Origin of the sequence: Acrocarpospora macrocephala, from assembly GCF_009687865.1 — a bacterium.
Lineage (GTDB): Bacteria > Actinomycetota > Actinomycetes > Streptosporangiales > Streptosporangiaceae > Acrocarpospora > Acrocarpospora macrocephala.
Genome location: NZ_BLAE01000013.1, coordinates 72,746 through 98,121 on the forward strand (window position 1 = coordinate 72,746; position 25,376 = coordinate 98,121).

General features: G+C 68.0%; 26 protein-coding genes. 20 read left to right on the forward strand and 6 right to left on the reverse strand.

Annotation, left to right across the window (positions count from 1 at the left end; translation table 11 throughout):
• The first annotated feature begins 169 nt into the window (after positions 1–169).
• Genes Amac_RS12855 through Amac_RS12885 form a run of 7 tightly spaced genes read left to right on the forward strand, consistent with a single transcriptional unit; the run spans position 170 to position 7,825 of the window.
• Complete coding sequence (locus Amac_RS12855) at positions 170–763, forward strand: SRPBCC family protein (RefSeq protein ID WP_155354576.1); 594 nt, start codon at positions 170–172, stop codon at positions 761–763.
• Complete coding sequence (locus tag Amac_RS12860; RefSeq protein WP_155354577.1) at positions 750–2,363, forward strand: FAD-dependent oxidoreductase; 1,614 nt, start codon at positions 750–752, stop codon at positions 2,361–2,363. Before Amac_RS12855 ends, Amac_RS12860 begins: the two co-directional genes overlap by 14 nt.
• Positions 2,364–2,396: 33 nt before the next feature.
• A complete protein-coding gene (locus tag Amac_RS12865; protein ID WP_218041044.1) occupies positions 2,397–3,896 on the forward strand; it encodes an aldehyde dehydrogenase family protein in 1,500 nt (499 codons plus the stop codon).
• A 40-nt stretch (positions 3,897–3,936) separates the two neighbouring features.
• A complete protein-coding gene (locus Amac_RS12870) occupies positions 3,937–4,935 on the forward strand; it encodes an ABC transporter permease (RefSeq protein ID WP_155354578.1) in 999 nt (332 codons plus the stop codon).
• The gene (locus Amac_RS12875) at positions 4,922–5,848 is read left to right on the forward strand and encodes an ABC transporter permease (RefSeq protein ID WP_246268290.1); all 927 of its coding nucleotides are present in this window, start codon (positions 4,922–4,924) and stop codon (positions 5,846–5,848) included. The genes Amac_RS12870 and Amac_RS12875 overlap by 14 nt, the downstream gene beginning before the upstream one ends.
• Positions 5,845–6,852, forward strand: a complete 1,008-nt coding sequence (locus Amac_RS12880; RefSeq protein ID WP_246268291.1) for an ABC transporter ATP-binding protein — start codon at positions 5,845–5,847, stop codon at positions 6,850–6,852. The genes Amac_RS12875 and Amac_RS12880 overlap by 4 nt, the downstream gene beginning before the upstream one ends.
• Entirely contained in the window at positions 6,836–7,825 is a 990-nt protein-coding gene (locus Amac_RS12885; protein ID WP_155354581.1) for an oligopeptide/dipeptide ABC transporter ATP-binding protein, read from the forward strand. Before Amac_RS12880 ends, Amac_RS12885 begins: the two co-directional genes overlap by 17 nt.
• Here Amac_RS12885 and Amac_RS12890 read toward each other — a convergent pair.
• Positions 7,822–8,610 carry an IclR family transcriptional regulator gene (locus Amac_RS12890; protein ID WP_155354582.1) on the reverse strand — a complete coding sequence of 263 codons (789 nt, stop codon included), beginning with the start codon at positions 8,608–8,610 and terminating at the stop codon, positions 7,822–7,824. The two genes, Amac_RS12885 and Amac_RS12890, sit on opposite strands and share 4 nt — an antisense overlap.
• A gap of 355 nt (positions 8,611–8,965) precedes the next feature.
• Here Amac_RS12890 and Amac_RS12895 point away from each other — a divergent pair, with 355 nt between their 5' ends.
• From Amac_RS12895 to Amac_RS12915, 5 genes are read left to right on the forward strand one after another with little or no spacing between them, the layout of a single operon-like run.
• A complete protein-coding gene (locus Amac_RS12895) occupies positions 8,966–10,210 on the forward strand; it encodes an alcohol dehydrogenase catalytic domain-containing protein (RefSeq protein WP_170322457.1) in 1,245 nt (414 codons plus the stop codon).
• Positions 10,211–10,234: 24 nt separating this feature from the next.
• On the forward strand, positions 10,235–11,857 hold the full coding sequence (locus tag Amac_RS12900; RefSeq protein ID WP_155354584.1) for an ABC transporter substrate-binding protein: 1,623 nt from the start codon (positions 10,235–10,237) through the stop codon (positions 11,855–11,857).
• The gene (locus Amac_RS12905; RefSeq protein ID WP_155354585.1) at positions 11,857–12,846 is read left to right on the forward strand and encodes a PhnD/SsuA/transferrin family substrate-binding protein; all 990 of its coding nucleotides are present in this window, start codon (positions 11,857–11,859) and stop codon (positions 12,844–12,846) included. The genes Amac_RS12900 and Amac_RS12905 overlap by 1 nt, the downstream gene beginning before the upstream one ends.
• A gap of 8 nt (positions 12,847–12,854) precedes the next feature.
• The gene (locus Amac_RS12910) at positions 12,855–13,577 is read left to right on the forward strand and encodes an SDR family NAD(P)-dependent oxidoreductase (RefSeq protein WP_218041045.1); all 723 of its coding nucleotides are present in this window, start codon (positions 12,855–12,857) and stop codon (positions 13,575–13,577) included.
• Positions 13,578–13,613: 36 nt separating this feature from the next.
• Complete coding sequence (locus tag Amac_RS12915) at positions 13,614–15,224, forward strand: phytoene desaturase family protein (protein WP_155354587.1); 1,611 nt, start codon at positions 13,614–13,616, stop codon at positions 15,222–15,224.
• A gap of 3 nt (positions 15,225–15,227) precedes the next feature.
• Here Amac_RS12915 and Amac_RS12920 read toward each other — a convergent pair whose 3' ends face one another.
• Positions 15,228–16,025, reverse strand: coding sequence for an IclR family transcriptional regulator (locus Amac_RS12920; RefSeq protein WP_170322458.1), 798 nt, complete (start codon positions 16,023–16,025; stop codon positions 15,228–15,230).
• A 127-nt stretch (positions 16,026–16,152) separates the two neighbouring features.
• Here Amac_RS12920 and Amac_RS12925 point away from each other — a divergent pair, with 127 nt between their 5' ends.
• From Amac_RS12925 to Amac_RS12940, 4 genes are read left to right on the forward strand one after another with little or no spacing between them, the layout of a single operon-like run.
• On the forward strand, positions 16,153–17,322 hold the full coding sequence (locus Amac_RS12925) for an FAD-dependent monooxygenase (RefSeq protein ID WP_155354589.1): 1,170 nt from the start codon (positions 16,153–16,155) through the stop codon (positions 17,320–17,322).
• A gap of 18 nt (positions 17,323–17,340) precedes the next feature.
• Positions 17,341–18,411, forward strand: a complete 1,071-nt coding sequence (locus tag Amac_RS12930; RefSeq protein ID WP_155354590.1) for a cupin domain-containing protein — start codon at positions 17,341–17,343, stop codon at positions 18,409–18,411.
• A complete protein-coding gene (locus Amac_RS12935; protein ID WP_155354591.1) occupies positions 18,408–19,199 on the forward strand; it encodes a fumarylacetoacetate hydrolase family protein in 792 nt (263 codons plus the stop codon). The genes Amac_RS12930 and Amac_RS12935 overlap by 4 nt, the downstream gene beginning before the upstream one ends.
• A 2-nt stretch (positions 19,200–19,201) precedes the next feature.
• Entirely contained in the window at positions 19,202–19,906 is a 705-nt protein-coding gene (locus Amac_RS12940; RefSeq protein ID WP_155354592.1) for a maleylpyruvate isomerase family mycothiol-dependent enzyme, read from the forward strand.
• Here Amac_RS12940 and Amac_RS12945 read toward each other — a convergent pair.
• Positions 19,884–20,312, reverse strand: a complete 429-nt coding sequence (locus Amac_RS12945) for a hypothetical protein (RefSeq protein WP_155354593.1) — start codon at positions 20,310–20,312, stop codon at positions 19,884–19,886. The two genes, Amac_RS12940 and Amac_RS12945, sit on opposite strands and share 23 nt — an antisense overlap.
• A 97-nt stretch (positions 20,313–20,409) precedes the next feature.
• Here Amac_RS12945 and Amac_RS12950 point away from each other — a divergent pair, with 97 nt between their 5' ends.
• From Amac_RS12950 to Amac_RS12965, 4 genes are all read left to right on the forward strand, one after another.
• Positions 20,410–21,411 (forward strand): GlxA family transcriptional regulator, encoded by a 1,002-nt coding sequence (locus Amac_RS12950; protein WP_155354594.1) that lies wholly within the window; start codon positions 20,410–20,412, stop codon positions 21,409–21,411.
• A gap of 106 nt (positions 21,412–21,517) precedes the next feature.
• A complete protein-coding gene (locus Amac_RS12955; protein ID WP_155354595.1) occupies positions 21,518–22,126 on the forward strand; it encodes a hypothetical protein in 609 nt (202 codons plus the stop codon).
• 20 nt (positions 22,127–22,146) lie between these two features.
• Positions 22,147–22,581, forward strand: a complete 435-nt coding sequence (locus Amac_RS12960) for a hypothetical protein (protein WP_155354596.1) — start codon at positions 22,147–22,149, stop codon at positions 22,579–22,581.
• 43 nt (positions 22,582–22,624) lie between these two features.
• Complete coding sequence (locus tag Amac_RS12965; RefSeq protein WP_155354597.1) at positions 22,625–22,846, forward strand: hypothetical protein; 222 nt, start codon at positions 22,625–22,627, stop codon at positions 22,844–22,846.
• 82 nt (positions 22,847–22,928) lie between these two features.
• Here Amac_RS12965 and Amac_RS12970 read toward each other — a convergent pair whose 3' ends face one another.
• The 3 genes from Amac_RS12970 to Amac_RS12980 all read right to left on the reverse strand — a co-directional run bounded on the left by Amac_RS12970 (position 22,929) and on the right by Amac_RS12980 (position 25,291).
• Positions 22,929–23,678, reverse strand: coding sequence for an SDR family NAD(P)-dependent oxidoreductase (locus Amac_RS12970; protein WP_218041048.1), 750 nt, complete (start codon positions 23,676–23,678; stop codon positions 22,929–22,931).
• A 69-nt stretch (positions 23,679–23,747) separates the two neighbouring features.
• Positions 23,748–24,905 carry a chromate efflux transporter gene (gene chrA, locus Amac_RS12975; protein ID WP_155354598.1) on the reverse strand — a complete coding sequence of 386 codons (1,158 nt, stop codon included), beginning with the start codon at positions 24,903–24,905 and terminating at the stop codon, positions 23,748–23,750.
• 83 nt (positions 24,906–24,988) lie between these two features.
• Positions 24,989–25,291, reverse strand: coding sequence for an Rv3488 family transcriptional regulator (locus tag Amac_RS12980; RefSeq protein ID WP_155354599.1), 303 nt, complete (start codon positions 25,289–25,291; stop codon positions 24,989–24,991).
• Positions 25,292–25,376: the final 85 nt, after the last annotated feature.

Sequence of the window (25,376 nt, forward strand, 5' to 3'; positions counted from 1 at the left end):
TTTCGCCGAGCAGGCCCCTTAGCCCGATCTTCTGGACAACAGAACTGCCCAGGTGTACCGGAACCGGTCATCTGGGGCGCCTCTAGGCTCAGCCGCATGGCCGTCATCGTTTTCGATGTCAGCCCGGTTTCAGGTCGAATGTCCGTACCAGCAAGATCGGATCGTATACATGATCGGCGGGCAGCAGTCGGTTGACCTCGACATCGGTGTCGAGGAGCTGTGGCTGTACATGGCGAACTACCAGAACTGGGCCGAGTATGTGATCGGCTTTCAGAAGCTCCAGGTGGTTGACGAGAGCCGTACTATCTGGACGCTCCGCGGCGATGTCGGGATTCTTGCCCGAGAGGTGGACATCCAGGTCGATCTGGTCAGGCAGGTGCCGAATGAGGTCGCCGAGTTCGAACTGACCGGGCTCACCGAGCGGCTCACCGGTAGCGGCTCCTTTCGGGTGGCGCGGTTGGACGCGGCGGACGATGGTGCTCCCGTGCCCGCGGTGATCGTGACGCCGTCCCGATGGCAGCGGTTCTGGTTCCGCCTGATCAGCCGGATCATTCGCGGCCGCGCCCAGAGCAGCGCGGTTCCCGCGGCTCAACCGCCCACTGGCGAGGCGCGGAGCCGGTTGACGTTCGCGCTGGAGGTCAGCCCGGGCGGGCCGATGGCTCCCATGCTCGAACTACTCATGAATCCGATGTTGAAACCGGCGGCGGACGACATCTGCACCCGCATCCGGAACGCCCTTGGAGGGGATCATGACAACCACTGATGTCGTAGTCGTGGGATCCGGTGCGGCGGGCCTGACCGCGGCGCTGGTGGCGGCGGCGGAGGGCCTGCAGGTCATCGTCGTGGAGAAGGCGCCGGTCATCGGGGGGACGAGCGTCGTGTCGGGCGGATCGATCTGGGCGCCCGCCAATCGGTATCACACGGATCAGCCCGACTCCCTCGACTCGGCCCTGACCTACCTGCGTGAGATCACCATGGGCCAGGTGGACGAGAAGCTGCTCACCACGTTCCTCGATTCGGTCAACCCGATGCTGGACACCGTGGTCGAGCACACCGGGATCAGCTTCGAGGCGAACCTGGATCACCCCGACTACCAGCCGAGCCTGCCGGGCGCGATGGCCGGGGGGCGGACCATCCAGGGCGACCTGTTCGACTCCACCCTGCTCGGTGACTTCAAGGACAAGCTGCGTTCCCCGCACAGCGGGGTACCGATCACCCGCCTGGAGGTGGACGCCTGGGGGCAGGACACGCTCGATCGCTGGGACTGGGCGCTGATCGCTGACCGGGTCTCCCGGGGGATCGTCGGCATGGGAGCCGCCCTCGTGGGAGCGCTGCTGCACGGATGCCTCAAGCTCGGGGTGCGCGTCCATGTGTCCAGCCCCGCCAGGGAACTCTTCCTTGGGCCGAATGGCAATATCTCCGGCATCGATGTCGACCTCGACGGCCAGCGGACGCGGATCGACGTCCGGCGTGGCGTCGTCCTCGCCTCCGGCGGATTCGAGTGGGATCAGGAGCTGGTCACCCAGTTCCTCGGCAAGCCGATGGACTCGCCCGCCAGCCCGCCCGCCAACACCGGCGACGGGCTGCGCATGGCGATGGGCGTCGGTGCCGCGCTCGGCAACATGAGCGAGGCCTGGTGGACCCCGACGATTCATGCCAAGGGTGACACCTATGACGGCGCGCCCTTGTTCCGCCCGACGAGCAGCCTGCGCGCGCTGCCCGGGGGCATCATGGTCAACCGGCGTGGCCGTCGTTTCGTCAACGAGGCGATGAACTACAACGACCTGTGCAAGGCGCTGAGCACCTTCGATCCGCAGGAGTATCGCTACGCCAACCAGCCCTGCTGGCTGATCTTCGACCAGCGGTTCAGGGCGTCGTATTCGGTGGCGACCTGCACTCCCGATACGCCCACGCCGTCCTGGATGCCGACTGCGGACACGATCGCCGAACTGGCGGAGAAGGTCGGGATCGACGCTGACGGGCTCGTCGATCAGGTGGCTCGGTACAACGAGTATTCGGCGCGTGGGGTGGATCCGGAGTTCCATCGGGGCGAATCGCCTTATGACACCTACCGAGGCGATGCCAAGGTGAGCCCGCATCGCAATCTGCGTCCGCTGGAGGATGGGCCGTATTACGCCGTAGAGATCCACTTGGGCGCGTTGGGCACCAAGGGCGGTCCCGTGACCGACGCCACCGGGAACGTGCTGCGTGCCCTCGGCGGGCCGATCGGCGGGCTGTACGCCTGCGGCAACGTCGCCGCCAGCGCGTTCGGTACCGGGTATCCGGGAGCGGGGGCGACCCTGGCCGCCGGCATGACGTTCGGCTACCTCAGCGCGCGGGCCCTGGCCGGTTCCGGTGCCTGACCGCCTTCCCCGACGATCATCTGGAGTTCATCCGTGACGAGTACCGCGATCGACCAGCTCGTTATCAAGAGCCTGGTCGACAAGATCGCCGATCACCCGTGGCGACTGGCGATCGGCGGCCGGCTCGTCGAGGCGGTCTCCAGCCGTACATATCCGACTTATGACCCGAGCACGCAGGCCCTCCTCGCGTACGTCCCGGACGGCGACGAAGACGACATCGACCGTGCGGTCAGAGCGGCCACGAAGGCGGGCGCGGAGTGGGCCGGGATCGCCCCCCGGGAGCGAGCCCGGCTGCTGCGCGAGCTCGCCACGCTGATCGACGAGCACGCGCTCGAACTCGCCGTCCTGGACGCCGTGGACCTCGGCAGCCCGCTGCGCTCGATGGCCCTGGACGTCGAGCGGGCGACCGATTCGCTGCGGATGTTCGCTGACTGGGCGCTGCAGCTGACCGGCGAGGTCATTCCGGCCTCGGCCGAGCACCTCCACTACACGCGGCGCGAGCCGTACGGCGTGGTGGGCCGGATCCTGCCCTTCAACCACCCGGTCATGTTCGCGGTGGGCAAATCGGCGGCCCCGCTGCTCGCCGGAAACGCGCTGATCATCAAACCCGCGCACCAGACGCCGCTGTCCGCGCTGCGGTTCGGCGAGCTCGCCCAGCAGGTCCTGCCCCCGGGCCTGGTGAACGTGGTCACCGGGCGCGGCCCCGAGACCGGCGCGGCCCTGGTGGCGCATCCCCGGGTGCGGCGGCTGGCCTTCATCGGCAGCGAGCGGACCGGGCGGACCATCCAGGCCGCCGCCGCCTCGTCGGCGGTGAAGACGGTCAGCCTGGAGCTCGGCGGCAAGAACGCGATGATCGTCTTCCCGGACGCGGATCTGGACGCCGCCGCCGACAGCGCGGTGCGCGGCATGAACCTGGACGCGAGCACCGGCCAGTCCTGCGGCTCCACCTCCCGGCTGCTGCTGCACACGAGCATCGCCGATCGGGTCCGCGCGGACGTGGTGGCCGCGTTCGCCGCGCTCCGGGTGGGCCCGGCCCTGAACGAGTCCACCGAGGTGGGACCGCTGGTGTCAGCCCAGCAACGCGACCGCGTACGCGAGCTCGTGGACGAGGCGGTCGGCGACGGGGCGCTGCTCGAATGCGGCGGCCCCGCGGACACCGGCTCCGGCTACTTCTACCCGCCGACGGTGCTGTCCCAGGTCAGCGCGCACATGAGAGTGGCCACCGAGGAGATCTTCGGTCCCGTGCTCAGCATCTTCACCTTCAGCACCGAGGACGAAGCCGTCGAGCTGGCCAACAGCCTGGACTTCGGCCTGACGGCGAGCGTGTGGACGCGGGACCTGAACCGGGCCCACCGGCTCGCGCACCGGCTGGAGGCCGGCTTCGTGTGGATCAACGGTTCGTCCCAGCACTTCCCCGGCGTGCCGTACGGCGGGGTCAAGGCTTCCGGCATCGGCCGGGAGGAATGTCTCGACGAGCTCCTCAGCTTCACCCAAGTCAAGTCCGTGAACGTGATGGGGGCGTTGCGGGCCTGACCCGCACGTTGAGAAGGAGAGCGTTCAGAGAAGGAGAGCGATGGTCAACGACGTCGAGGCGCCGCGCCGCGCACCTAGACCGAAGCGTGCTCGCCGGGCCGCCGGCAAGGCCGCGCAACTGCTGGCGGTGCTGCTGATCGTCAGCTTCGGCACGTTCATGCTGTCGGCTCTCCTCCCGGGTGATCCCGCGGTGGCGATCCTGGGCGAGGGCCATCCCCCGGAGGCGTACGAGCAGGTGCGCCAGGAACTCGGACTCAACGATCCCCTGCTGAGCAGGTATGTCGAATGGCTGTCCGCGGTGATCCGGGGGGATTTCGGCACCTCGCTGATCCCCCCGCAGAGCGAGGTGTCGAGCCGCCTGGCGTCCGCCTTCCCGGTGAGCCTGCAACTCGCGGTGATGGCGCTGATCCTGGCCCTGGTGATCTCCATTCCGCTGGCCATGGTGTCGGCCTACCGGGCTGGAGGCGTGGTCGACCGGATCGTCAGCGCGATCACCTTCGGCATCCTGTCGGTGCCGAGCTTCGTGGCGGGCTTGCTGCTGATCGCGATCGCGGTCAACCAGTTCGAGCTGTTCCCCCGAGCGCACTGGGTACGGCTGACCGACTCGGTGCCGGACAACCTCTACCACGCGTTCCTGCCGGTGCTCACGATCGCGCTACTGGAGATTCCCACCTTCACCCGGCTGCTGCGCAGCGACCTGGTGAACACGCTCCAGGAGGATTTCGTGCTGGCCTCCCGGGCCAAGGGGATGCCGTCCTGGCGGATCATGCTGTTCGACGCCTTCCGCCCGTCGTCGTACTCCATCATCACCGTCGTGGGGCTCGCCCTCGCCTCGCTGATCGGGAGCACGGTCATCGTCGAGACGCTGTTCTCGCTGCCGGGCATGGGCTCGCTGGTCGTGCACGCCGCCGGGCAGGGCGACCTGCCGATCGTCCAGGGCGCGGTGCTCGTCATCGCGGTTACCTATGTCGTGATCAACACCGCAGTCGATGCCGCGTACAGCATCGTCGACCCGAGGATTCGCCGTGCCCAGAACTGAGCCCATCTCGGCCATCACTCCTCCAGCGGCCGGCGCGACGACCGCGCCGCCCGGTCCGGCCGCCGAGACCCGGCCCCGCGGCGCCGGTTTCGACGTGCTCACCTTGATGTGCGGACTCTGGCTGCTCACGCTGGCGGTGGTGGCGCTGGTGGCGCCGCTGCTGCCGCTCGGTGAGCATCAGGACTCCGCGCTGACGCTGGCCGAGCCGATCTACGCGCCCCCCGATCTCGCCTCGGCGCATCCGCTGGGCACCAACGCGCTCGGCCTGGACCTCCTCGCCCGGGTGATCTACGGGGCGCGGATCTCCCTGGTGGTGTGCATCAGCGCCGTACTGATCGGCATGGCCGTCGGCGGGATAGTGGGAATCACCGCGGGCTACCTGCGCGGCAAGGTGGATGTGGTGATCGGCGTGCTCACGAACTCGCTGCTGGCCGTGCCGACCCTCATCATGCTGATCGCCCTGGCCAGCGTGCTGCGGCCGACGCCGCAGAACATGGTGATCGCCCTGTCGCTGGTGGCCGTTCCGGGCATGATCCGGGTGGCCCGCGCGCAGACGCTGGCGCTGTCCCAGCGGGAGTACGTGACGGTGGCGCGGGCGCTGGGAGCCCGGCGGAGCCGGGTCATCCTGCGGGAGCTCCTGCCCAACGTGGCCCTGGCCATCATTCCGCTCGGGATGATCTACATCTCGGCGCTCATCGTGGCGGAGGCGTCGCTGAGCTTCCTCGGCATCGGCATCCGGCCGCCCCAGCCCACCTGGGGGAACATGATCGCCGAAGGCCAGGACGGCAAGATGGAGCAGTATCCCTTCCTGGTGATCGTGCCCGCCTTCTTCCTCTTCCTCACCGTCTTCTCGTTCAACCTCATCGGTGAACGGCTGCGCAAGGTGTGGGACACCCGGCAGGTGAAACTGTGATCAAACCATTGCTGCACGTCCGCGACCTGCGGACGGTGTTCCAGACCGCGCGCGGCGCCGTCCCCGCCGTCGCCGGCGTCTCCTTCGATCTGCAGGCCGGTGAAACGCTCGGCATCGTGGGCGAGTCGGGTTCCGGCAAGTCCGTGCTCGGCCGGACGATCATGGGGCTGGTGGCCCCGTCACGCACCACGGCCGTGCACGGCACCGTCGAGTACGACGGCACGGATCTACTGCAAGCCTCGCCAAAGCGGCGGCGCGCCCTGCTCGGCGCGGAGATCGCCATGGTCTTCCAGGATCCGCTCAGCTCGCTCAATCCGGTCAAGCGCATCGGGATCCACCTCACCGAAACCCTCCGCCAGCACCGCGAACTCAGCCGGAGCGAGGCACGCAAGCGCGCCGTCGAGCTCCTCGACATGGTCCGCATCCCCGAGGCGGCCCGGCGGTTCGACCAGTACCCGCACGAACTCTCCGGCGGTATGCGGCAGCGCGTGATGATCGCCATGGCGCTGTCCTGCGACCCGAAGCTGCTCATCGCCGACGAGCCGACGACCGCGCTGGACGTGACCGTGCAGCGGCAGGTGCTCGACCTGCTCGCCGTGCTGTGCCAGGAACGCAAGATGGCCACCATTCTCATCAGCCACGACCTGGGGATCGTGTCGGGCCGCAGCGACCGGGTGGCCGTCATGTATGCGGGCAGGATCGTGGAGAGCGCCGCCGCGGAGGATTTCTTCCGCCACCAGCACCACCCGTATCCACGCGGCCTGCTCGCCTCCACTCCCCAGCTGGACAGCCCCGCGCGTACGGTTCTCACCACCGTGCCGGGGCGGCCCCCGGACCTGGCCCGCTGGCGCGGAGGATGCCATTTCTCGCCACGGTGCCCGAATGTCCAGGAGCGGTGCCGCCAATTCGAGCCACCCGTCGAGCAGACCACGGACGGGCGCACGCTCGCCTGCTTCCACCCCGTCGCCCCCAAGGGAGGAGAGGTCAATGGCCGGAACAGGTAAGGCGCACCTGCGCGACGGCGGCGCCCGGCTGACCGTCAAGGACCTGGTGGTGGAGTTCCGTACCAAGGGCGACCAGCGGGTGCAGGCGGTCTCCGGCGTCAGCTTCGACGTGCTGCCCGGCGAGACGCTGAGCATCGTCGGCGAGTCCGGCTGCGGAAAGTCCTCGGTGGCCAGGGCGGTGATGCACCTCCCGGCGCCCACCGACGGCGCGGTCCAGCTCAACGCCCTCGATCTCGGCTCGCTCGACAAGAAGGCGCTGCGCCGCAGCCGGGTCGCCATGCAGATCGTCTTCCAGGACCCGGTGGCGTCCCTGAACCCGCGGCGCAAGGTCAAGGACCTGGTTCAGGAGGGCGCCTCGATCTGGGGGCGGGGCACGGCGAAATCGCGCGATCGCGACGCCCGCGAGGTGCTCGACGCGGTGGGCCTGGATCCGGACGTGGTGTGGAACCGCCGCCCGCACGAGCTGTCCGGCGGGCAGTGCCAGCGGGTGTCCATCGCGCGTGCCCTGGTCATGGAGCCGGACCTGCTCATCTGCGACGAGATCCTGTCCAGCCTGGATGTGTCCATCCAGGCGCAGATGCTCAACCTGCTCCGGGAGACGAAGGCGCAGCGGCAGCTCAGCATGCTGTTCATCGCGCACGATCTGGCGGTGGTGAAGAACATCAGCGACCGGATCCTCGTGATGTATCTCGGCAAGGTCTGCGAGGTGCTGGACGTGGAGGCGCTGGATCGGCCCGCCACCCACCATCCGTACACGCAGTTGCTGCTCGAATCGGTGCCGACGGTCGGCTCCAGCCGGGTGGTGCCGTCGAAGGCTCCGGCGGGGCAGGATCTGCCGTCACCGCTGAACCCGCCGTCGGGGTGCCGGTTCCGTACCAGATGCCCGCTGGCCACCCCGCGCTGCGCCGTCGAGGAGCCGCGGCTGGAGCGCAAGAGCGACGATCAGTTCATCGCCTGCCACGAAGTGGCCTAGCCGACGGTCCGGTGCTCGGTCGGCAGGGGGACCAGGGACGCTTCGACGGCGCGGGCGGTCCTGGCGAGCTCGAACGCGATATCGGGGATCAGCGCGTCCGGGCAGCGCAGCAGCGGGATGCCCGTCGCCACGGCCGCGATGGGCTGGTCGTCGGCGTCCAGCACGCAGACGCCGATCCCGATCAGGCCGCGCTCGCTCTCCTCGTCGTTGACGGAGTAGCCGTTACGGCGGATCACCGCCAGCTGCCGTTTGAGCGTGCCCATATCGCAGGGCCCCGGTCCGTACGTCAACGGAAGGCCCCGCGGATACAGCGCCGCCAGCTCGGTCGGCCGGAGGCGGGCGAGAATGGCCTTACCGGCGGCGGTGCAGTGCGCCAGCATGGACATTCCCGCACGTGAGGTCACATGGACCTGGTGCCGCCTGACGGATTCCACCCCGTCCAGGAACATGGCCGCCGTGCCCTGGAGCCGTACCAGATGGACGGTCTCGCCGAGCCGCCGGCTCAGCTCCACCAGATGATCGTGGGCGAGGGCCGCCAGCTCGTTCCCCGGCGGAGCGGCCACCGCGCCCCGCAGCGCCCACCCCCGCTGGTACGTCCGTCGCGCGTTCTGCTCGGCGAAACCATGATGAACAAGCATCACCATCAACCGGTGCGCCGTGGAGGGCGCCACGCCCAGGGCGCGGGCCGCGTCGGTGACCCTGATCTCCCCGGAGTCCCGCAGGAGATGGATCAGCCGAAGTGCATTCCCGACGGACTCGATGGGATACGCGACAGTAGGCTCCATGTCCGGAGTATGACAATCGCGTTAATTGGCGCGACAGAGCGCATCTCAAGATTTCTGCCTGTTAGAAAGAGCCTGCCGCCCGTTTCCACATCCCCGCTGCCATCAGGCCGGATAGGGCGGACCGCAGGGCCGGAGACGGAGCGTCCCCGCCTCCTCAGCGGCGGAAGATTCTGTCCGCCAGAATCTCTCGGGCCCTTTCCTGGCGCCGATGAGCCGAACCATATGCTCGGGACGAGTCAAGGCTGACGTGCATGGACAGGGCAGCGGCAGCGAGCCCCCGCCCCCCGCCGCGACGCTCAGCACCGGATCGTCCCGCGTTCGACCGCGACGATGCCGACCAGAAAAGGGAAATCACATGACCGACGACCCCACCGAATTCCGAGGCTGGGTGCGACACGGCAACGTCCTGGAAATCCTCCCGATGCGACTGCGGCCCCGACGGCCCACCGATGTGGTGGTACGGAACCTCGCGGCCCAAGCATGTTACACAATCGTGTCCAACGTCCTGGATTCGGCCGACCAGATCCCGGGCCACGCCGGTCGCGCCCGCAGCCCGGGCCACGGCGCGATGGGGGTCGTCGTCGAGGTCGGCCCGCAGGTGCGCCGCGTCAAGGTCGGCGACAAGGTGGTCACCCCGGTCCTGCCCGCCTGCGGCACGTGCTACAGCTGCGTCCGCGGCGAGTGGCACGCCTGCGGCCACAAGAACGACCTCGATTTCGCCACCCCGGACGCGCCGCCGTTCGCCGAGCTGGAGGACGGCACCCCGGTCTGGCAGGACCACACCGGCGGCTTCGCCGAGCTGGCCGTCTGCCCGGAGCCGTGGGTGGTTCCGGTCAACGAGTCGACCCTGTCCAACGTCGAGCTCGCGACGCTCGCGTGCGTGCCAGGACCCGGCTGGACGTTCGGGCTCATCGGCGCCCGGATCGAGATCGCGTCCACGGTGGCCGTGCTCGGCGCGGGACCGCTCGGCCTGTCGATCATCCAGGCCGCGAAGATGGCCGGCGCGCGCCTGATCATCGCGGCGGAGCGCATCCCGCACCGCCTCGACGCGGCGAAGAAGGCCGGCGCGCACGTGGTGCTCAACACCGACGAGATCGGGGACACCCTGGTCGAGCGCATCCACGAGCTGTGCCGCCCCGAGACGGAGAACATGGCGGCGGGCGGCAAGCCCATCGTCGGCTTCTACGGCGGCACCGGAGCCGACCACGTCTTCGAGGCGGCGGGCGCCACCTTCGGCAACCCCACCACCGGCATGCCCGCCGACGACACCGGGGCCCTCCTGGTGAGCCAGGGCGTGCAGGCGACGCGCCGCGGCGGGTTCTTCGTGCACACCGGGGTCACCAAGAAGACCAACGATCCGAAGCTGTGGACGCCGGCCCCCGGCCCGTTCGACTACAACGGCAAGCGCTACCTGTCCGCCGCCTACGGCGGAGGCAACGTGCTGCGGGACATCCCGCGCCTGGCCAAGCTCATCGAGATGGGCTACCTCGACGCGATGTCGCTCGTGGACCCCGTGCTGCCCTTCGAAAAAGGCGACGAGGCGATCTGGTCCTCGCTCAACAGGGACAAGCTGCTCCCGATCATCACCTTCCAGGACTAGGGATTCCCACGAAGGGAAAGCCAGATGACAACCACCACTCGCCGGGCCATCCTCGCTCTCGCCACCACCTCGCTCCTCCTGGCCGGATGTTCCGGAGGTGGTGGGGGAAAGACCGCGTCGGCACCGAGCCAGGGCGCCACCGCCCCCGGGATCGCGCGCGGCTTCGTGCAGAACGACGCCCCCGCCGGTGAGCCCGTGCAGGGCGGCACGCTCACCTACGCCCTGGGCGTGGAAGTCGACAACCTCGACCCGGCCACCGAGTTCGGCGCCGGCAGCGCGGGCGGGTCGGAACTCGCCGCGCTCTACGATTCGCTGGTCCGCTACGACGCCACCTCGGGCAAGTACTTGCCCCAGCTCGCGGAGAAGCTGGAAGCCAACGACGACAACACCGAGTGGACCGTGACCCTCCGCGACGGCGTCAAGTTCACCGACGGTACGCCCCTGGACGCGGCGGCCGTGAAGTTCAGCGTCGAACGCTACATCGCGGCCAAAGGCGGCTGGGCGGGCTTTATGGACGACGCGCTCGACTCGGTCACAGCCGACGGGATGACCGCCGTCTTCAAGCTCTCCCGGCCGTGGGCGGACTTCCCGTTCATGCTGGCGCAGGCGCCGGGCAACATCGTGTCACCGGCCGGGGTGAAGAAGTTCGGTGAGGAATTCGTCCGCAACCCGGTCGGAGCCGGGCCGTTCAAGCTGGAGCGCTGGTCGCCCGGCGAGGAGCTGGTCCTGAGCGCGAACCCGGACTACTGGAACGGCAAGCCGTACCTGGACACGCTCCGGTTCGTGCCGGTGGCCACGCCGCAGGCGCTCGGGGACCTGATGAACACCCAGGGGGCCGACGCGGCGTTCCTGACCAGCCCGCAGGTGATCCGTACGGTCCTGGACGGGAAGTTCGGCGGCTACGTCGACCTGATGAACACCGGCTCCATCCTGCTCATCAACAACGGCATCGGCGACAAGCCCCGCCCCGGCGAGGACGTCCGGGTACGGCAGGCGATCGCGCACGCCATCGACGCCAAGGTCATCGACCAGCGCGTCAACAGCGGCCAGGGCCTGCCCGGCACCGAGATCTTCCAGTCCAGCTCCCGCTGGGCCAACTCGGTCGGCGGACCCGCGTTCGACCAGGCCAAGGCCAAGGACCTCCTCGCGCAGGCGAAGGCGGCCGGCTTCGACGGCAAGCTCGTCATGGTCACCCCGCCGACCCAGCCCGAGCTGGGCCTGACCATCCAGGCGATGCTCAACGCGGTCGGCTTCCAGGTCGAATCCGCCCCCGTGCAGACCGTGCAGGACCTGATCCGGCGCGTCCTCGTCGAGGGCGACTTCGACATCGCGGTCTACGGCTGGTCGGTGCCCGACGAGCCCGGCGAGGTCTTCGCCCGGTACTTCGACCGGGTGGGCCGCGAGGGCAACCCGATCGGCTACGACGGCGCCAAGCTCCGCGAGCTCCTGCTCGGCTTCGCCGCCACCGGCGACGAGGCGGAGAAGAAGTCCATCGTCACCCAGCTGCAGCAGGTCTGGAACGAGACGATGCCCGGCGTGCCGCTGGCCCAGACGGCGCAGATGGTCGCCTGGCAGGAGAACGTGCACGGCATCAAACCCTCCTCGCAGCTGATCCTGCAATTCGACAAGGCCTGGATCGCCAAGTAATGACGCAACTCAGCCTCACCTTCGCCTGCCTCGACTACGACCGGACGCGCGCGCTCCAGGACGGCCGGGTCAAGCCGGAGGGCATCGACCTGAACTTCCTCGCGCTGCCGGTGGAGGAGACGTTCTTCCGGCAGCTGAGGTACCAGGAATTCGACATCGCCGAGATGAGCCTGTCCTCTTACGTCCTCACGCTCGATCAGGAAGATCCGCCGTTCCTGGCGATTCCGGTCTTCCCGTCGCGCTACTTCCGCCACCAGTCCATCTTCGTCAACGCCCGCAGCGGGATCGAGCAGCCGGCCGACCTCGCCGGGCGGCGGATCGGAGTGCCGGAATACCAGATCACGGCCGGTGTCTGGCAGCGTGGCATGCTGGCGGACGAGTACGGGGTCGACCCCTTCTCCCCGCAGTACTTCAGCGGCGGGGTCGAGACGCCCGGGCGGGAGGAGAAGATCACGCTCGATCTGCCGGACGGGCTCAAGGTCCAGCCGATCGGGCCCGGCCAGACGCTGTCGGCGATGCTGGCCAGCGGGGAGATCGACGCCCTGATGAGCGCTCATGTGCCGTCGTGCTTCGGCCGGGACCCCGACGTCCGGCGGCTCTTCGCGGATCCGAAGGCCGCGGAGAAGGCGTACTTCGCGAAGACGGGCATCTTCCCGATCATGCACACCGTGGTGATCAAACGCGCGATCCTGGCCCGGCATCCGTGGGCCGCCCGGTCGCTGACCAAGGCGTTTCAGGCCTCCTTGCGGATCGCCAAGGAGGACCTGGCGTACCGCAGCGCGCTGAAGGTCATGCTGCCCTGGCTGGATGACCACGTCGCCGAGACGATCTCCGCGCTCGGCGAGGACTACTGGTCGTACGGGGTCGAACCGAACCGCCACGTCCTGGAGGTATTCCTGCGCTACTCCCACGCCCAGGGGCTGGCCAAACGGTTGCGTACACCCGATGAGCTGTTCGCCGGTTCCGCCGACACGGGCTACGCGATATGAGCGGCCGGGTGGCGGTCGTCACGGGCGCCGGTCAGGGCATCGGTGCCGCCGTGGCGCGTGACCTGGTCGAACAGGGATACCGGGTGGCCGTAGTCGACCTCAACGGCGGCGAAAAGGTCGCCGACTCCCTGGGCGAACGCGGACTGGCGGTCGAGGCCGACGTCGCGGACGAGGACTCCATGGCCGCGGCCCGAACGCGGATCCTGGACGCGTTCGGGCGCGTCGATGTCCTCATCAACAACGCCGCGATCTTCTCCACCCTGGAGATGAAGTCCTTCGAGGACATCTCCGTGCCGGAATGGGACAGGGTGATGGCCGTGAACGTGCGCGGCGTGTTCGTCTGCTGCCGCACGTTCTCGCCGGATCTGCGCGCCGCCGAGCACGGCAGGATCATCAACCTGTCCTCCGGCGCCGTGCTCCTGGGCCGTCCCGGCTACCTGCACTACGTCGCCTCCAAGGCGGCCGTCATCGGGCTCACCCGCTCGCTGGCGCGCGAGCTGGGCGGCAGCGGCGTGACGGTGAACGCGATCGCGCCGGGCTCGACCGAGACCGAGGTGCCGCGGGCGACGGTCACGCCGGCCGACGTGGCGGCGATCATCGCGGGCCAGGCCATCAAACGTCGCCAGACCAGCGCCGACCTGCTGGGGGCGATGGCCTTCCTGGCCGGTACGGCAAGCGGCTTCGTCACCGGCCAGACGCTCGTGGTCGACGGCGGCATGACGTTCAACTGATAACGATCGTTTAGAGATCGAGCAAGGAGTTTCCTCATGACGTCGGCGAGTGCGTACGACGGGATCATCATCGGAGCGGGCCAGCACGGCCTCATCCTGGGCAGCTACCTGGCCAAGGCCGGCCTCCGCGTGCTCCTGGTGGAGCGGCGTCTCGGCTACGGCGGCGGGCTCTCGACCGAGGAGCGCACGCTCCCCGGCTTCTACCACAACCTTCACTCGATCAACCACTTCAGCATCAGCAGTACGCCCTGGTTCAAGGACCTGGACCTGGCGGCGAAGATGCGTTACATCGTGCCGCGCTACGAGTTCGCGCAACCCCATGCCGACGGTTCCGCGCTCGTCTTCTCCCGCGACCTGGACGAGACCGCCGCCAACATCGCCCGCTTCTCCGCCAGCGACGCCAAGACCTTCCGCGAATGGAACATCAAGGCGGAGGAGATGACGAAGAAGATCTTCTTGAAGGAGCGGTTCGCGCCGCCCCTCAGCGAAGCCGACCGGGCCGAGGTGCTGGGCAGATCGGCGCTCGGCAGCGAGTTCCTGGAGCTGACCAAGAAGCAGCCGCTGGACGCGGTCAACGAGCTGTTCGAGAACGAGTACGTCAAGGTGCTCTTCCTGTTCAAGCTCTCCCTCTTCGGCACGGTCCTGCACGAGGCGCTGAACACCGGCAGCCCGGTCGGCTCGCTGATCCGCGCCTTCGACCTGGCGACCGGCTACGAGCTGGCCCAGGGCGGGAGCTGGAACCTGGCCCGCTCGCTCATGGAGACCTTCATCGCCAGCGGCGGGGAGTTCAGGAACCAGACGCAGGTCGAGCGGATCGTGGTGGAGGGCAACCGGGCCACCGGGGTGGAGCTCGCCGACGGCACCGTGATCAAGGCGCGGCAGTTCGTGGCCAGCACGATCGACGTCTACCAGACGTTCGAGAAGATGGTCGGGCGCGAGCAGCTGCCCGCCGAGACCCGGGAGAAGGTCGCCAACCACAAGTACACCCCGTGGACGCTGTTCGGCCTGCATCTCGCGCTCGCCGACGCGCCGCGTTACCGGGCGGGGGCGTTCGATCCCCACGTGGACACGGCGTTGAAGTACAACATCGGCTCGGAGACGATCGCGAGCCTGCTTGAGGCGCACGACCAGGTGGAGCAGAAGAAGGTGCCGTCCAACGCGCAGTTCGGGGCGGGTGCTTTGTCCGTGCTGGATCCGCTGCAGGCGCCTCCGGGTAAGCACACGGCCTATGCGTGGCAGGTTGTGCCATACGACATCGACTCAGACCCGGACGCGATCGACGGCGTGCGGGACCAGTTGCAGGAATCGATTCTCGAGAAATGGCGTGAGTATGCGCCGAACATGACGCCGGACAACGTGCTGGGCTCCTACACCTACACGGCGAAGGAGTACACGCAGGAGATCACCAACATGCGGTACGGCGACATTTTCATGGGTGCGCTGACCTCCGATCAGGTTATGTACAACCATTTCGGATACCGGACGGCGATCGACGGGCTCTACATGGCGGGCTCGCCCTGCCACCCGAATGGCGCGATCACCGGCGGCGCCGGATATATCGGGGCGGGCGTGATCGCCTCCGACCTCGGGATCACCCCGTGGTGGACGCCGATGGACGCCCGGTCGGAGCTGGAAGGCCTCGAATAGAGCTCAGTGGGAGTCGGGCTGCTCAAGCCCGGCATCCCGCAGCGCCCTCGTCATGTCCTGCTGGGCCTCGAACAGGTGGGCCAGCGAATCGGGGGTCAGCAACCGGTCGAATCGTGAGATCGGGGTGGCCAGCGAGAACGCGGCGAGGGGGCGGCCGGCGGAGTCGAGGACGGGCAGGCCGATCGCGCCGAGCCCGCTCTCGGACTCCTCGCGGTTGGTGGCGTAACCCCGCGCCCGCACCGTGGCGAGTTCATTGAGGAGTTCGGAGAATTCGGCCGGGGAAAGCCGGTGCTCGGCGGTCCCATTGCCCAGATAAAGCCGCGCCAGGTAATCGGGACTCTGGAAACTCAGCAGCGCTTTCCCGCCGGAGGTGGATCGCGCGGCGAGGACGGACCCGGCCCGATCCCCGACCCGCAAGATGGCCGTGGCTTCGACCGAGTACAGGAACCGGACGTGCGCTCCCACCCGGACCATGAGGTTCGACGTCTCGTCGAAGCGCGCGCACAGCGCCTCAAGCGCGGGTTGCAACACCTGGCGCACCTCGCGGTGCCAGGTCGAACTCACCGCTCCCACCCCGAGCACCGGACTGGGGGCGTAACGCTTGGAGTCCTCCTGGATGGCGAACCCCCGATACACGAGCATCGCCATCAACCGGTGCGCGGTCGACACGGCGACACCCAGATCGGTGGCGATATCCGTCAGCCGGACGCTGCCCTGATCGCGAAGGATCTGCAGGATGCGCAGCGCGTTGTCCACCGAGGCAATCGGGTACGGCGGCCGCTGGATGTAGTTCTTCTGCACCCCAGAAGAATAACGCGCTTCAAGTGCGGCGAAAGCCCGGCCAAGGAACACTGATTCTGTGAGCCAGCGGAGACGCCTAGGTGGAGACCGCTACCGGCGCAATGGATATCAAACGAGGGATTCTGTTGTGAAGAAAAATAGGCGACCGGTCATCGTCGTCGGAGGGGGAATCGGTGGTCTCACGGCCGCGCTCGCGCTGAGATTAGGCGGGGTCGAGGTCACGTTGCTGGAGCGCGCCGACGAATTCGGCGAGGTCGGCGCCGGGCTTCAGCTGGCCCCCAACGCCACCAGGATTCTGGCCCAGTGGGGGCTGCTCGATAAGACGCTCCGGCTGGGTTACGAACCTCGCAGCATCGTGTTGAAGGACGCCGTCGACGGCTCGGAGCTGACCCGTCAGGACCTCGGCGAGGAGTTCCGGGCCCGTTATGGCGCGCCGTACATCGTGATTCACCGCAGTGACCTGCACACCATTCTGCTGGACGCCGCCCGGGCGGCCGGGGTGGAGCTCATCACCGGAGCCGAGGTCGAGTCCGTCACCGACGGACTCGACGGGGCGAGCGTCTCGGTGGCGAACGGCACCACGTGGCTGGCCGACGCGTGTATCGCGGCGGACGGCCTGACCTCCCGGGTGCGCGACGCGATCGTCGGCGATCAGCCTGTCTCGTCCGGATACGTCGCCTATCGCGGCACCCTGCCCCGCGGCGACGACACGTTCGAGGACGTCGTGGCCTGGCTGGGTCCTGGCTGCCATTTCGTACGCTATTCGCTGCGCAACGGCGAAATGCTGAACCACGTCGCGGTCTTCCGCTCGCCCCGCTTCGCGGCCGGGCACGAGGAGTGGGGCGGCGTGGACGAACTCGACACCGCCTTCGCCGAATGCTGCGCCGAGGTCCAGGAGGGCGTCGCCCACCTGTGGCGGGACCGGCGCTGGCCGATGTACGACCGCACGCCCACACCGCAGTGGCGCCGCGGTTCGACCCTGCTCGTGGGCGACGCCGCCCACCCGATGCTCCAATATCTGGCCCAGGGCGCCTGCCAGGCCATCGAGGACGCCGCGACGATCGGCCGCGCCCTCGACCACCACGACGGAATCCCGGCCGCGAACGACTGGCCGTCGATCTTCGACCAGGTCGTCGGCGAACGCGAACCCCAGGCCACCCTGGTCCAGAACTCGGCCCGCGTCTGGGGCGACATCTGGCACACCGACGGACTGGGCCGGCTCCTGCGCAACGAGCTGATGCGACGCAGGGACACCAAAGATTTCCGCTACAGCGACTGGCTGTACGGCGCTCGCTGACCAATGGGAAGGATTGATATGACCGCAGAACCGGACGAAGCGGCGCTGAAGCAGCTTTACGCCGACTTCGAGGCGAACGATCTCACGCCCCTGTGGACTCAGCTGAACGACCTCATGCCCCTGGTGCCGGCGCCGTCGGCGAAGGCGCACGTGTGGCGGTGGTCGACCCTGCATCGCCTGGCCGAACGTGCCGGTGACCTGGTGCCGGTCGGGCGAGGCGGGGAGCGCCGTGCCATCGCGCTGGTGAATCCGGGCCTGCCGGGCACCGCGTACATCGCGCCGACGTTGTGGTGCGCCATCCAGTATCTGGGGCCGCGCGAGACCGCGCCGGAGCACCGCCACAGCCAGAACGCGTTCCGGTTCGTCGTCGAAGGCGAGGGGGTGTGGACGGTCGTCAACGGGGATCCGGTCGCGATGCGCCGGGGTGACTTCCTGCTGACGCCGGGGTGGCATTTCCACGGCCATCACAACGACACCGACCAGCCGATGGCGTGGATCGACGGACTGGACATTCCGTTCTCGCGCTACACCGATGTGGGGTTCTTCGAGTTCGGTTCCGAGCGTGTCACCGATGAGGCGTCGCCCGCGGTGTCGCGCAGCGAGCGGCTGTGGGCGCATCCCGGGCTGCGCCCGATGTCGGAGCTGGATCCCCGGATATCGTCGCCGCTTGCCGCGTACCGCTGGGAGCACACCGACGCGGCGCTCACCGAGCAGCTCGCCCTTGAGGACGAGGGGCATCCGGCGACGGTCGAGCAGGGGCACGCCGCGATCCGGTACGTGAATCCGACGACGGGCGGGGATGTCATGCCGACGATTCGCGCGGAGTTCCACCGGCTGCGAGCGGGAACCCGGACGCGTACGCGCCACGAGGTCGGCTCGTCGGTCTGGCAGGTTTTCGAAGGCAGCGGGTCGGTCGTCCTCGGCGGCGAAGAGCGGTCGGTGTCAACAGGCGACCTTTTTGTCGTTCCTTCCTGGGTTTCGTGGTCGCTTCAGGCCGAGACGCCGCTTGACCTGTTCCGTTTCAACGACGGGCCGATCATCGACCGGCTCGGTTTTTCTCGTACGTTCATCCCGGAGGACGGCTCGTGAAGATCGGCACCATCCGAACCGGCACGGGAACCGCGCCCGTTGTCGTCGGCGAGCACGACGTTACGGTCATCGAATCGTTCGATGATGTCGGGACGCTGCTGGCGAGTGGACCGGGCTGGCGGGACCTCGCGGACAATGCGGGCGGCCCCACGATCCCCCTGGCGGAACTCGAACCGTCGCAGTGGGCGCCGGTAATTCCGCGACCAAGCAAGATCATCTGTGTTGGGTTGAATTACCGTAACCACATCCTGGAGATGGGTCGTGAGTTGCCCGCGTATCCGACGCTCTTCACCAAATACCCGGAGACGCTGATCGGTCCCTTTGATCCCATCCGGTGGTCCTCGCACTCCACGCACCTGGACTGGGAGGCGGAACTGGCGGTCGTCATGGGCTGGGATGCCGAGATTGTGGGATATACGATCATGAACGACGTCACGCTGCGGGATTTCCAGTACCACACGACCCAGTGGCTGCCAGGGAAGAACTTCGCCGGAACCACCCCGCTCGGGCCGTACCTGACGACGGCCTTCACCCACGGGCGGATCAGCACGACCGTGAACGGCGAGCTCATGCAGGACTCGGTAACGTCTGACCTGGTCTTCTCCCCCGCCGAGCTGGTCACCTACATCTCCCGGTTCCTGCCCCTCGCGCCCGGCGACGTCATCGCCACCGGCACACCCGGCGGCGTCGGCCACGCCCGCAAACCTCCCGTCTACCTGCGGCCGGGCGACGTCGTCCAGACCGAGATCGACGGGCTCGGGTCCCTGCGCAACGTCGTCGGAAGCTGACCGTGGGCGCGCGAGTCGACCGCACCTCGGATCCGGCGATCCTCGCGGATCTGCTCCTCGCGAGGAGAGGCACGGCCTACTTCCTCCGCAAGCTGAGAGAACTCCCCGACGGCGAGTTCGGCGGGGACTCGCTGCTCGCCGGATGGACACGCAGCCACGTGATCGCCCATGTCGGCTACAACGCGCGCGCCCTGTCCCGGCTCGTCAACTGGGCGGCCACGGGCGTGGAAACCCCGATGTACGCCTCGCCCGCCGACCGCGATCACGAGATCGAGTTCGGCGCGACGCTCAGCCCCAACGCCTTGCGCAACCTCGCCGAGCACTCCGCCGTACACCTGAACGTCGAATGGCGGGATCTCGCGCCCTCGCGCTGGTCACAGCAGGTGCGTACCATCCGCGGACGGGCGGTCCCGGCGACGGAGACCGCCTGGATGCGCGCCCGGGAGGTGTGGCTGCACGCGATCGACCTGGACAACGGGGGCAGATTCGAAGAGCTGCCGGAGGAGTTCCTGCGGCGCCTCCTCGACGATGTCACCTCCTCCTGGGCGGCTCGGGACGTGCCGTCGTTCTCCCTGCGCACAGGCGCCGAGACCTACGACGTCCGCCCGGCCGACCACCCGATCCCGGTAACCGGCACCCTGCCCGCCTTGGCCGCGTGGGCCACCGGTCGCCGGCAACGGGATGTCACAGCGCCTCGGTGGCTCTAGCACCTCGGTGGGCGTGGTGGGTGTACTCCGCACGGCGAAGGAGCATCACGCCGAGCATGAGGGGGAACATCGCGATGTGCGCGACGATCATCAGCGTTCCACCGCCGATGACATCCAGCCAGAGCAGAGGGAACAGGGGAACGGCGGGGGCGAACATGACGGCGCACATTTCCAGGGTGGGCCACCAGGCGTGCCCACGGAAACGCATCCAGACGGCCATCCCGACGGACATATTGCAGGCCATCACCAGATAGCCGAGGTCAGGGTACTCAGTGTGGGAGATGCTAAGCCCGACGGCGGACTGGAGGAATCCCAGCGCGAACATGCCGACGAACATCGCGATGATCATCTCGACGTAGTGGAGGGTGAACCGCAGCCATCCGCTGCGCGCTTTCGTCGCTGTCATGGTCCGACTATGCGACCGGAGGCGGGCACGTCCAAGAAAGGCGCCCAGGCTGGTCCGGAATCTTGGGGACCCGGTCTTTCCGGCCTAGAGTCGAGCCATGAGCGAGCGGCATTTCGTGGTCGTCGGATACGACGCCGCAGAGCTACTGGACATCGCCTGCGTGGTCTCGGCCCTGGAGTCCGCGAACGTGCAAGGCGCTTCCCCCTACTACAAAGTCCGCTTCGTCACCCCCGGCGGCCGCCCCATCGACTGCGGCCCCACCGTGACCCTGCACACCAGCGAAACCCTCGAACGCGTCACCGGCCCCCTCGACACCCTGCTCGTCTCCGGAGGAATCGGAAGCGAGGACGCGGCCGCCAACCGGCTGCTCCTCGCCCACGTCCGCCGGCTGGCCCGGGAAAGCCGCCGCGTGGCCTCCGTCTGCACCGGAGCCATGATCCTGGCCGCCGCCGGCCTCCTCGACGACCGCCGAGCCACCACCCACTGGCGGTGGGCCGACCAAGTCGCCGCACGCCACCCGAACGTCCACGTGGACCCCAACCCCATCTTCATCCGGGACGGAAACGTCTACACCTCGGCCGGCGTCACCAGCGCCCTGGACCTCACCCTCGCCCTCATCGAAGAGGACCACGGCCCCGACCTCGCCAGAACCGTGGCCCGGCAATTGGTGGTCTACCTCCAGCGCCCAGGCAACCAGGCCCAGATGAGCATGTTCACCGCCCCGCCCTCACCCGCCAACAGCCTGGTCAAACGCGTGGTCGACTACATCACCGCCCACCCCGACGCCGACCTGACCGCCGCCACCCTGGCCGCCGACGCGGGCGTGAGCGAACGCCACCTGACCCGCCTGTTCCTCAAACACCTCGGCCAGCCCCCCGGCAAGTTCGTCCGCCTGGCCCGCACCGAAGCCGCCGCCCACCTCCTCACCTCCACCACCCTCCCCATGCCCGCCATAGCCACCCGCTCCGGCTTCGGCACCCCGGAAACCCTCCGCCAGGCCTTCATCGACTGCTACGGCATCCCCCCGTCCCAATACCGCCTCACCCAGTCCCGCATCACCCCACGTGCCGCGGCACCTGGCACCGGATCAAACCTCTGATCAGACCAGTACGCACCCGAGACCTCCTACGACCATCCAGAGATGGCACCCGGCCCGATATCGTGTGGGGTCGGACAGGTGAAGAGAACTAGGCGTCATGGATCAAATGCAGCTGGCCGGCGACCTCAAGGGTGAGCTGATGGTGTTCGCCCAGTCTCCGCGGTTCGGCCGCGCCATCACCGATGTCATCGTGGGTGCGTTTCCGGATGGTGTCGTCGACGACGAGGCGATCTTCTCGGCGGCACTGGAGTCGTTCGTCTACACCGGTCGTTTGCCGCACGGGGACAACATCCTTGAGCTGTTCGCCGAAAGGTTCTCCGGTGCGGACCGCGCGCTGCTGCTGTCATGGCGGGACTACGTCCAGGGCACGTTCGAGATCAAGGAGCCGTATGGCGCGGACGGCGTCGTCGCCTTCAACCATGTCGATGAGCTCACTTATCGTATCCGGTCCAACATGGGAGCCGAAGGCGTCGAGAGGCTCACTCCCGGTGTCGTGCTGGTAGGCGGCATCGTGCCTGTCGGGGGCGACTGGATGATGAGCGGCGCCTCCATGGCCTTCCCCGCGCAGGACGCGGACAAGGTTTGTCCGGAGTACGGCAACTGCAGATGCGCAACCCGAAGGCGGTCTTCCGCAACCCCGACAAGCTCGCACATGCTCGCAAACTCCAGGCCGAGCAGCGGGACTCCTTCATCGACCTGTATGGAAGCGACCTGATCGTCATACACGGGAGTCAGGTGCGGCAGAAGATGCTCGCCTTCTATCGGCACGACTACGAGCGGGCGGGATCCAAAGGGGGACCATGGAAGAACCCCGATCTGCCCGATTTCGACTTCCCGGCCGATTCGATGGTCGGCGTCATCTTCGACGAGGAAGACGGGCTCGCCTTCTACGTGGAGTTCGACGTGGCGCAGGAGTCCTTCGCCAACCCCGAGCTGGTGGCCCGTCGACGCCATCGTGACCTGATCACTCACTATCTACGTGGTGATGATGTCACCCCGGTCCCGCTACGCCGGCTCGCCGCACATGACCCAGCCAAGGCCAGCCAGGTCTTTCGTACGCTCCTGAAGAAGAGGGACTTCGACTGGAACCGCGACGGCGAAGCCCTGCTGCGCAAATACAAGCCAGACTGGTACGCCTCCCCACGGCTGCCTCGGGTCATCCCCATCTGATTTCGCGTCCGTACCAAGCAGGAAAGAGCGTCTGAATCCTCCCATGCAAGAGGCGATCAAGCAGAACCAGCGCGAGGTGCGGCTCGACCTGGCCAGTGGACCGCCGCTGCCCGATCTGAGTTCAGGCCTGGCACCGTTGCGCCAGTGGGCCAAACACAATCCCCTGCCCGATGACGAGCCCAGCGGTGTCGACGATCTAGTCGAAGAGACCCGGCAACTCGCTGACCACCGTGCCGAGGCGATCCGGCAACTCCTGGAGGAATAAGTGACCCAGGTCCAGGGCCGTCTCGCCCAATATCTCGGCCTTCTGGACTGAGTCCTTTCAGCTCGAAGTCCATGAAGCCATGTCAGACCGCGCTGCGTCCGCCGTCCACGGCGAGGATGGTGCCCTGGGTGTAGCTGGACTCGTCGGAGGCGAGGTAGGTGATCGCGGCGGCGATCTGTTCCGGCGATGCCACGTACCCGGCGGGTGCCTGTTCGGCGAGGGCGTCCGGGATGTCGCCGGACCGGTCCGCCATGGGGGTGCGGACCGGGCCTGGGGCGACCGCGTTGACCCGGACGCCCTTGCGGCCGTACTCGGCGGCCCAGTTTCGGGTGAGCTGGTTGAGCGCGGACTTGCCGGCGCCGTACGCGGCTGAGTCGGCTATGCCGATGCTGCCCGAAATGCTGGTCACATTCACGACTGCGCCGCCGCCGCGTGCCGCCATGGCTGGGGCGATCTCGCTTACCAGGTAAAACGGCGCCTTTACGTCCGTGGCCATGATCGCGTCGAAGGTTTCCTCCGGGAAGTCCTCGGTGGGGCCGAATGCGGCGACTCCGGCGTTGTTCACCAGGATGTCGATGGGGCCGATGGTTTCGGCCGCGCGGTGGGCCAGTTCCTTGGCGCTGGCGGCGTCGTGCAGGTCGGCCGGGATGAAGTCGGCTTCGCCGCCGTTGGCGCGGATGGCGTAGACGACGGCCATCCCGCGTTCCTTGTCCCGTCCCGCGACGGCGACGCGGGCCCCGTTCTCGGCCAGCATCAGCGCGGTGGCCCTGCCGATCCCACTCGTCGCACCCGTCACCAGTGCGTTCTTGCCGGTCATGTCGTATGAAGCCATGATGTTCCCCCCTTTCCACGCTATTCGGCGACCTCAGGGCTGTCCAACGGCCGGAGCATGCGCACGATGTCAGGTGAGCAGGGTGTGGGCCAGGCCGATGGCGGCGCCGCCGGCGATGTACCAGGCGCTGTTGAGCCTGGTCTTCCACAGCAGGCCCAGGGTGAGCAGGGCGATGGCCGCCGTCAGCGGGTCGATGATCGCGGTGAGGCCGAGCTGGTAGGACACTCCGGCCATCAGGGCGAGCGCGGCGGCGTTCACGCCGTCGAGCAGGGCGGAGGTCCACGCTGCCGAGCGCAGCTTGTCGGTGAGCTTGGTCAGCAGGCCGACGAACACGAATGAGGGCAGGAAGATGGCGACCGTGGCCAGGAACGCGCCGATCGGTCCGGCGATCACGTAGCCGAGGAAGGTCGCCGTGGTGAAGACCGGGCCGGGGGTGACCTGCCCGATGGACACCGCGTCGATGAGCTGCTGCTCGGTGATCCAGCCGAGCCGCTCGACGAAGTCGCCGCGCAGGAATGCCAGCAGCACGTAGCCGCTGCCGTACAGCACAGCACCGATCTTCAGCATGGTCGTGAACAGCTGGACCAGCTGGCCGCCGGTGGGATCGCCGAACACCGGGGAGCCGGCGAGCAGCGGGGCGGCGAGCATGCCGTGCGCCTGGTCGCGCGATGGGCGCGGCATCCGGGCGGCGGCCGCCAGCAGGGCCCCGGCGGCGAGCACGAGCAGCTCGTTGACGCCCAGCAGGTAGGCGGCCAGAGCGGCGACGGCCAGGACGCCAAGCCAGATGTTCTTGACCGCGGTGCGCAGCAGACCGAGCAAAGCGTGCGCGATGATCGCAATGACCGCCGGGACAATGCCATACAAGATGCCTTCGACCGCAGGTGTGTGGCCGTAGGTCACGTACGCCCATGCCAGCCCGGTGACCATAAGCGCGGCCGGAAGGATGAAACACACTCCCGCGGCGATGAGGCCACGCCACCGAGCCCGGTCGAAGCCCAAGTGAATGGCCAGTTCGGTGGAGTTGGGGCCGGGGATCAGGTTGGTGGCGCCCATCAGGTCGACGAAGCGCTGGTCACTGACCCAGCCGCGGCGCTGGACCAGCTCATGGCGCATCATCGCGGTGTGGGCGACCGGCCCGCCGAAGGCGATGGTCCCCAGCTTGAGGAACAGCAGCGCCACCTCCCGCCACGACGCTTGGCCGGGAGGTGCGGGCGGTTCCTGACTCATGTGGGGGTTCTTTCCTTACGAGGACCGATATCGCCAGACGATATCAATACGCCCGTGACAGGACGGTGAACGCCGTACGACGATCAGGACTGCTTGGGGAGGACCTCTCGGGCCAGCTCAGCCAGCGCGGCCCGATCCTCGGCGAGCGCCGCATGCCCGGCCTCGGTGGCCCGATACACCCGCCGAACGCGACCATCGACGGTGCGCTGCTCGGAAACCAGCAGCCCGTCGGCTTCCAGCCGATGCAGCGTCGGATACAACGTCCCCGGGCTGATCGCATACCCATGCCGGGCCAGTTCCTCGGTCATCCAGGCACCGTGAATCTCCTGCTCGGCCGCATGATGCAGGATGTGCAGCCGAACCGCACCACGCAGAAACTCCCGCATCAGACCAGCCCTTCCCACCCGAGCCGTCCACGGACCTGACCAAAGAGGTGACGAATCCGATATCGGCTTCCGATACTACCGGCGA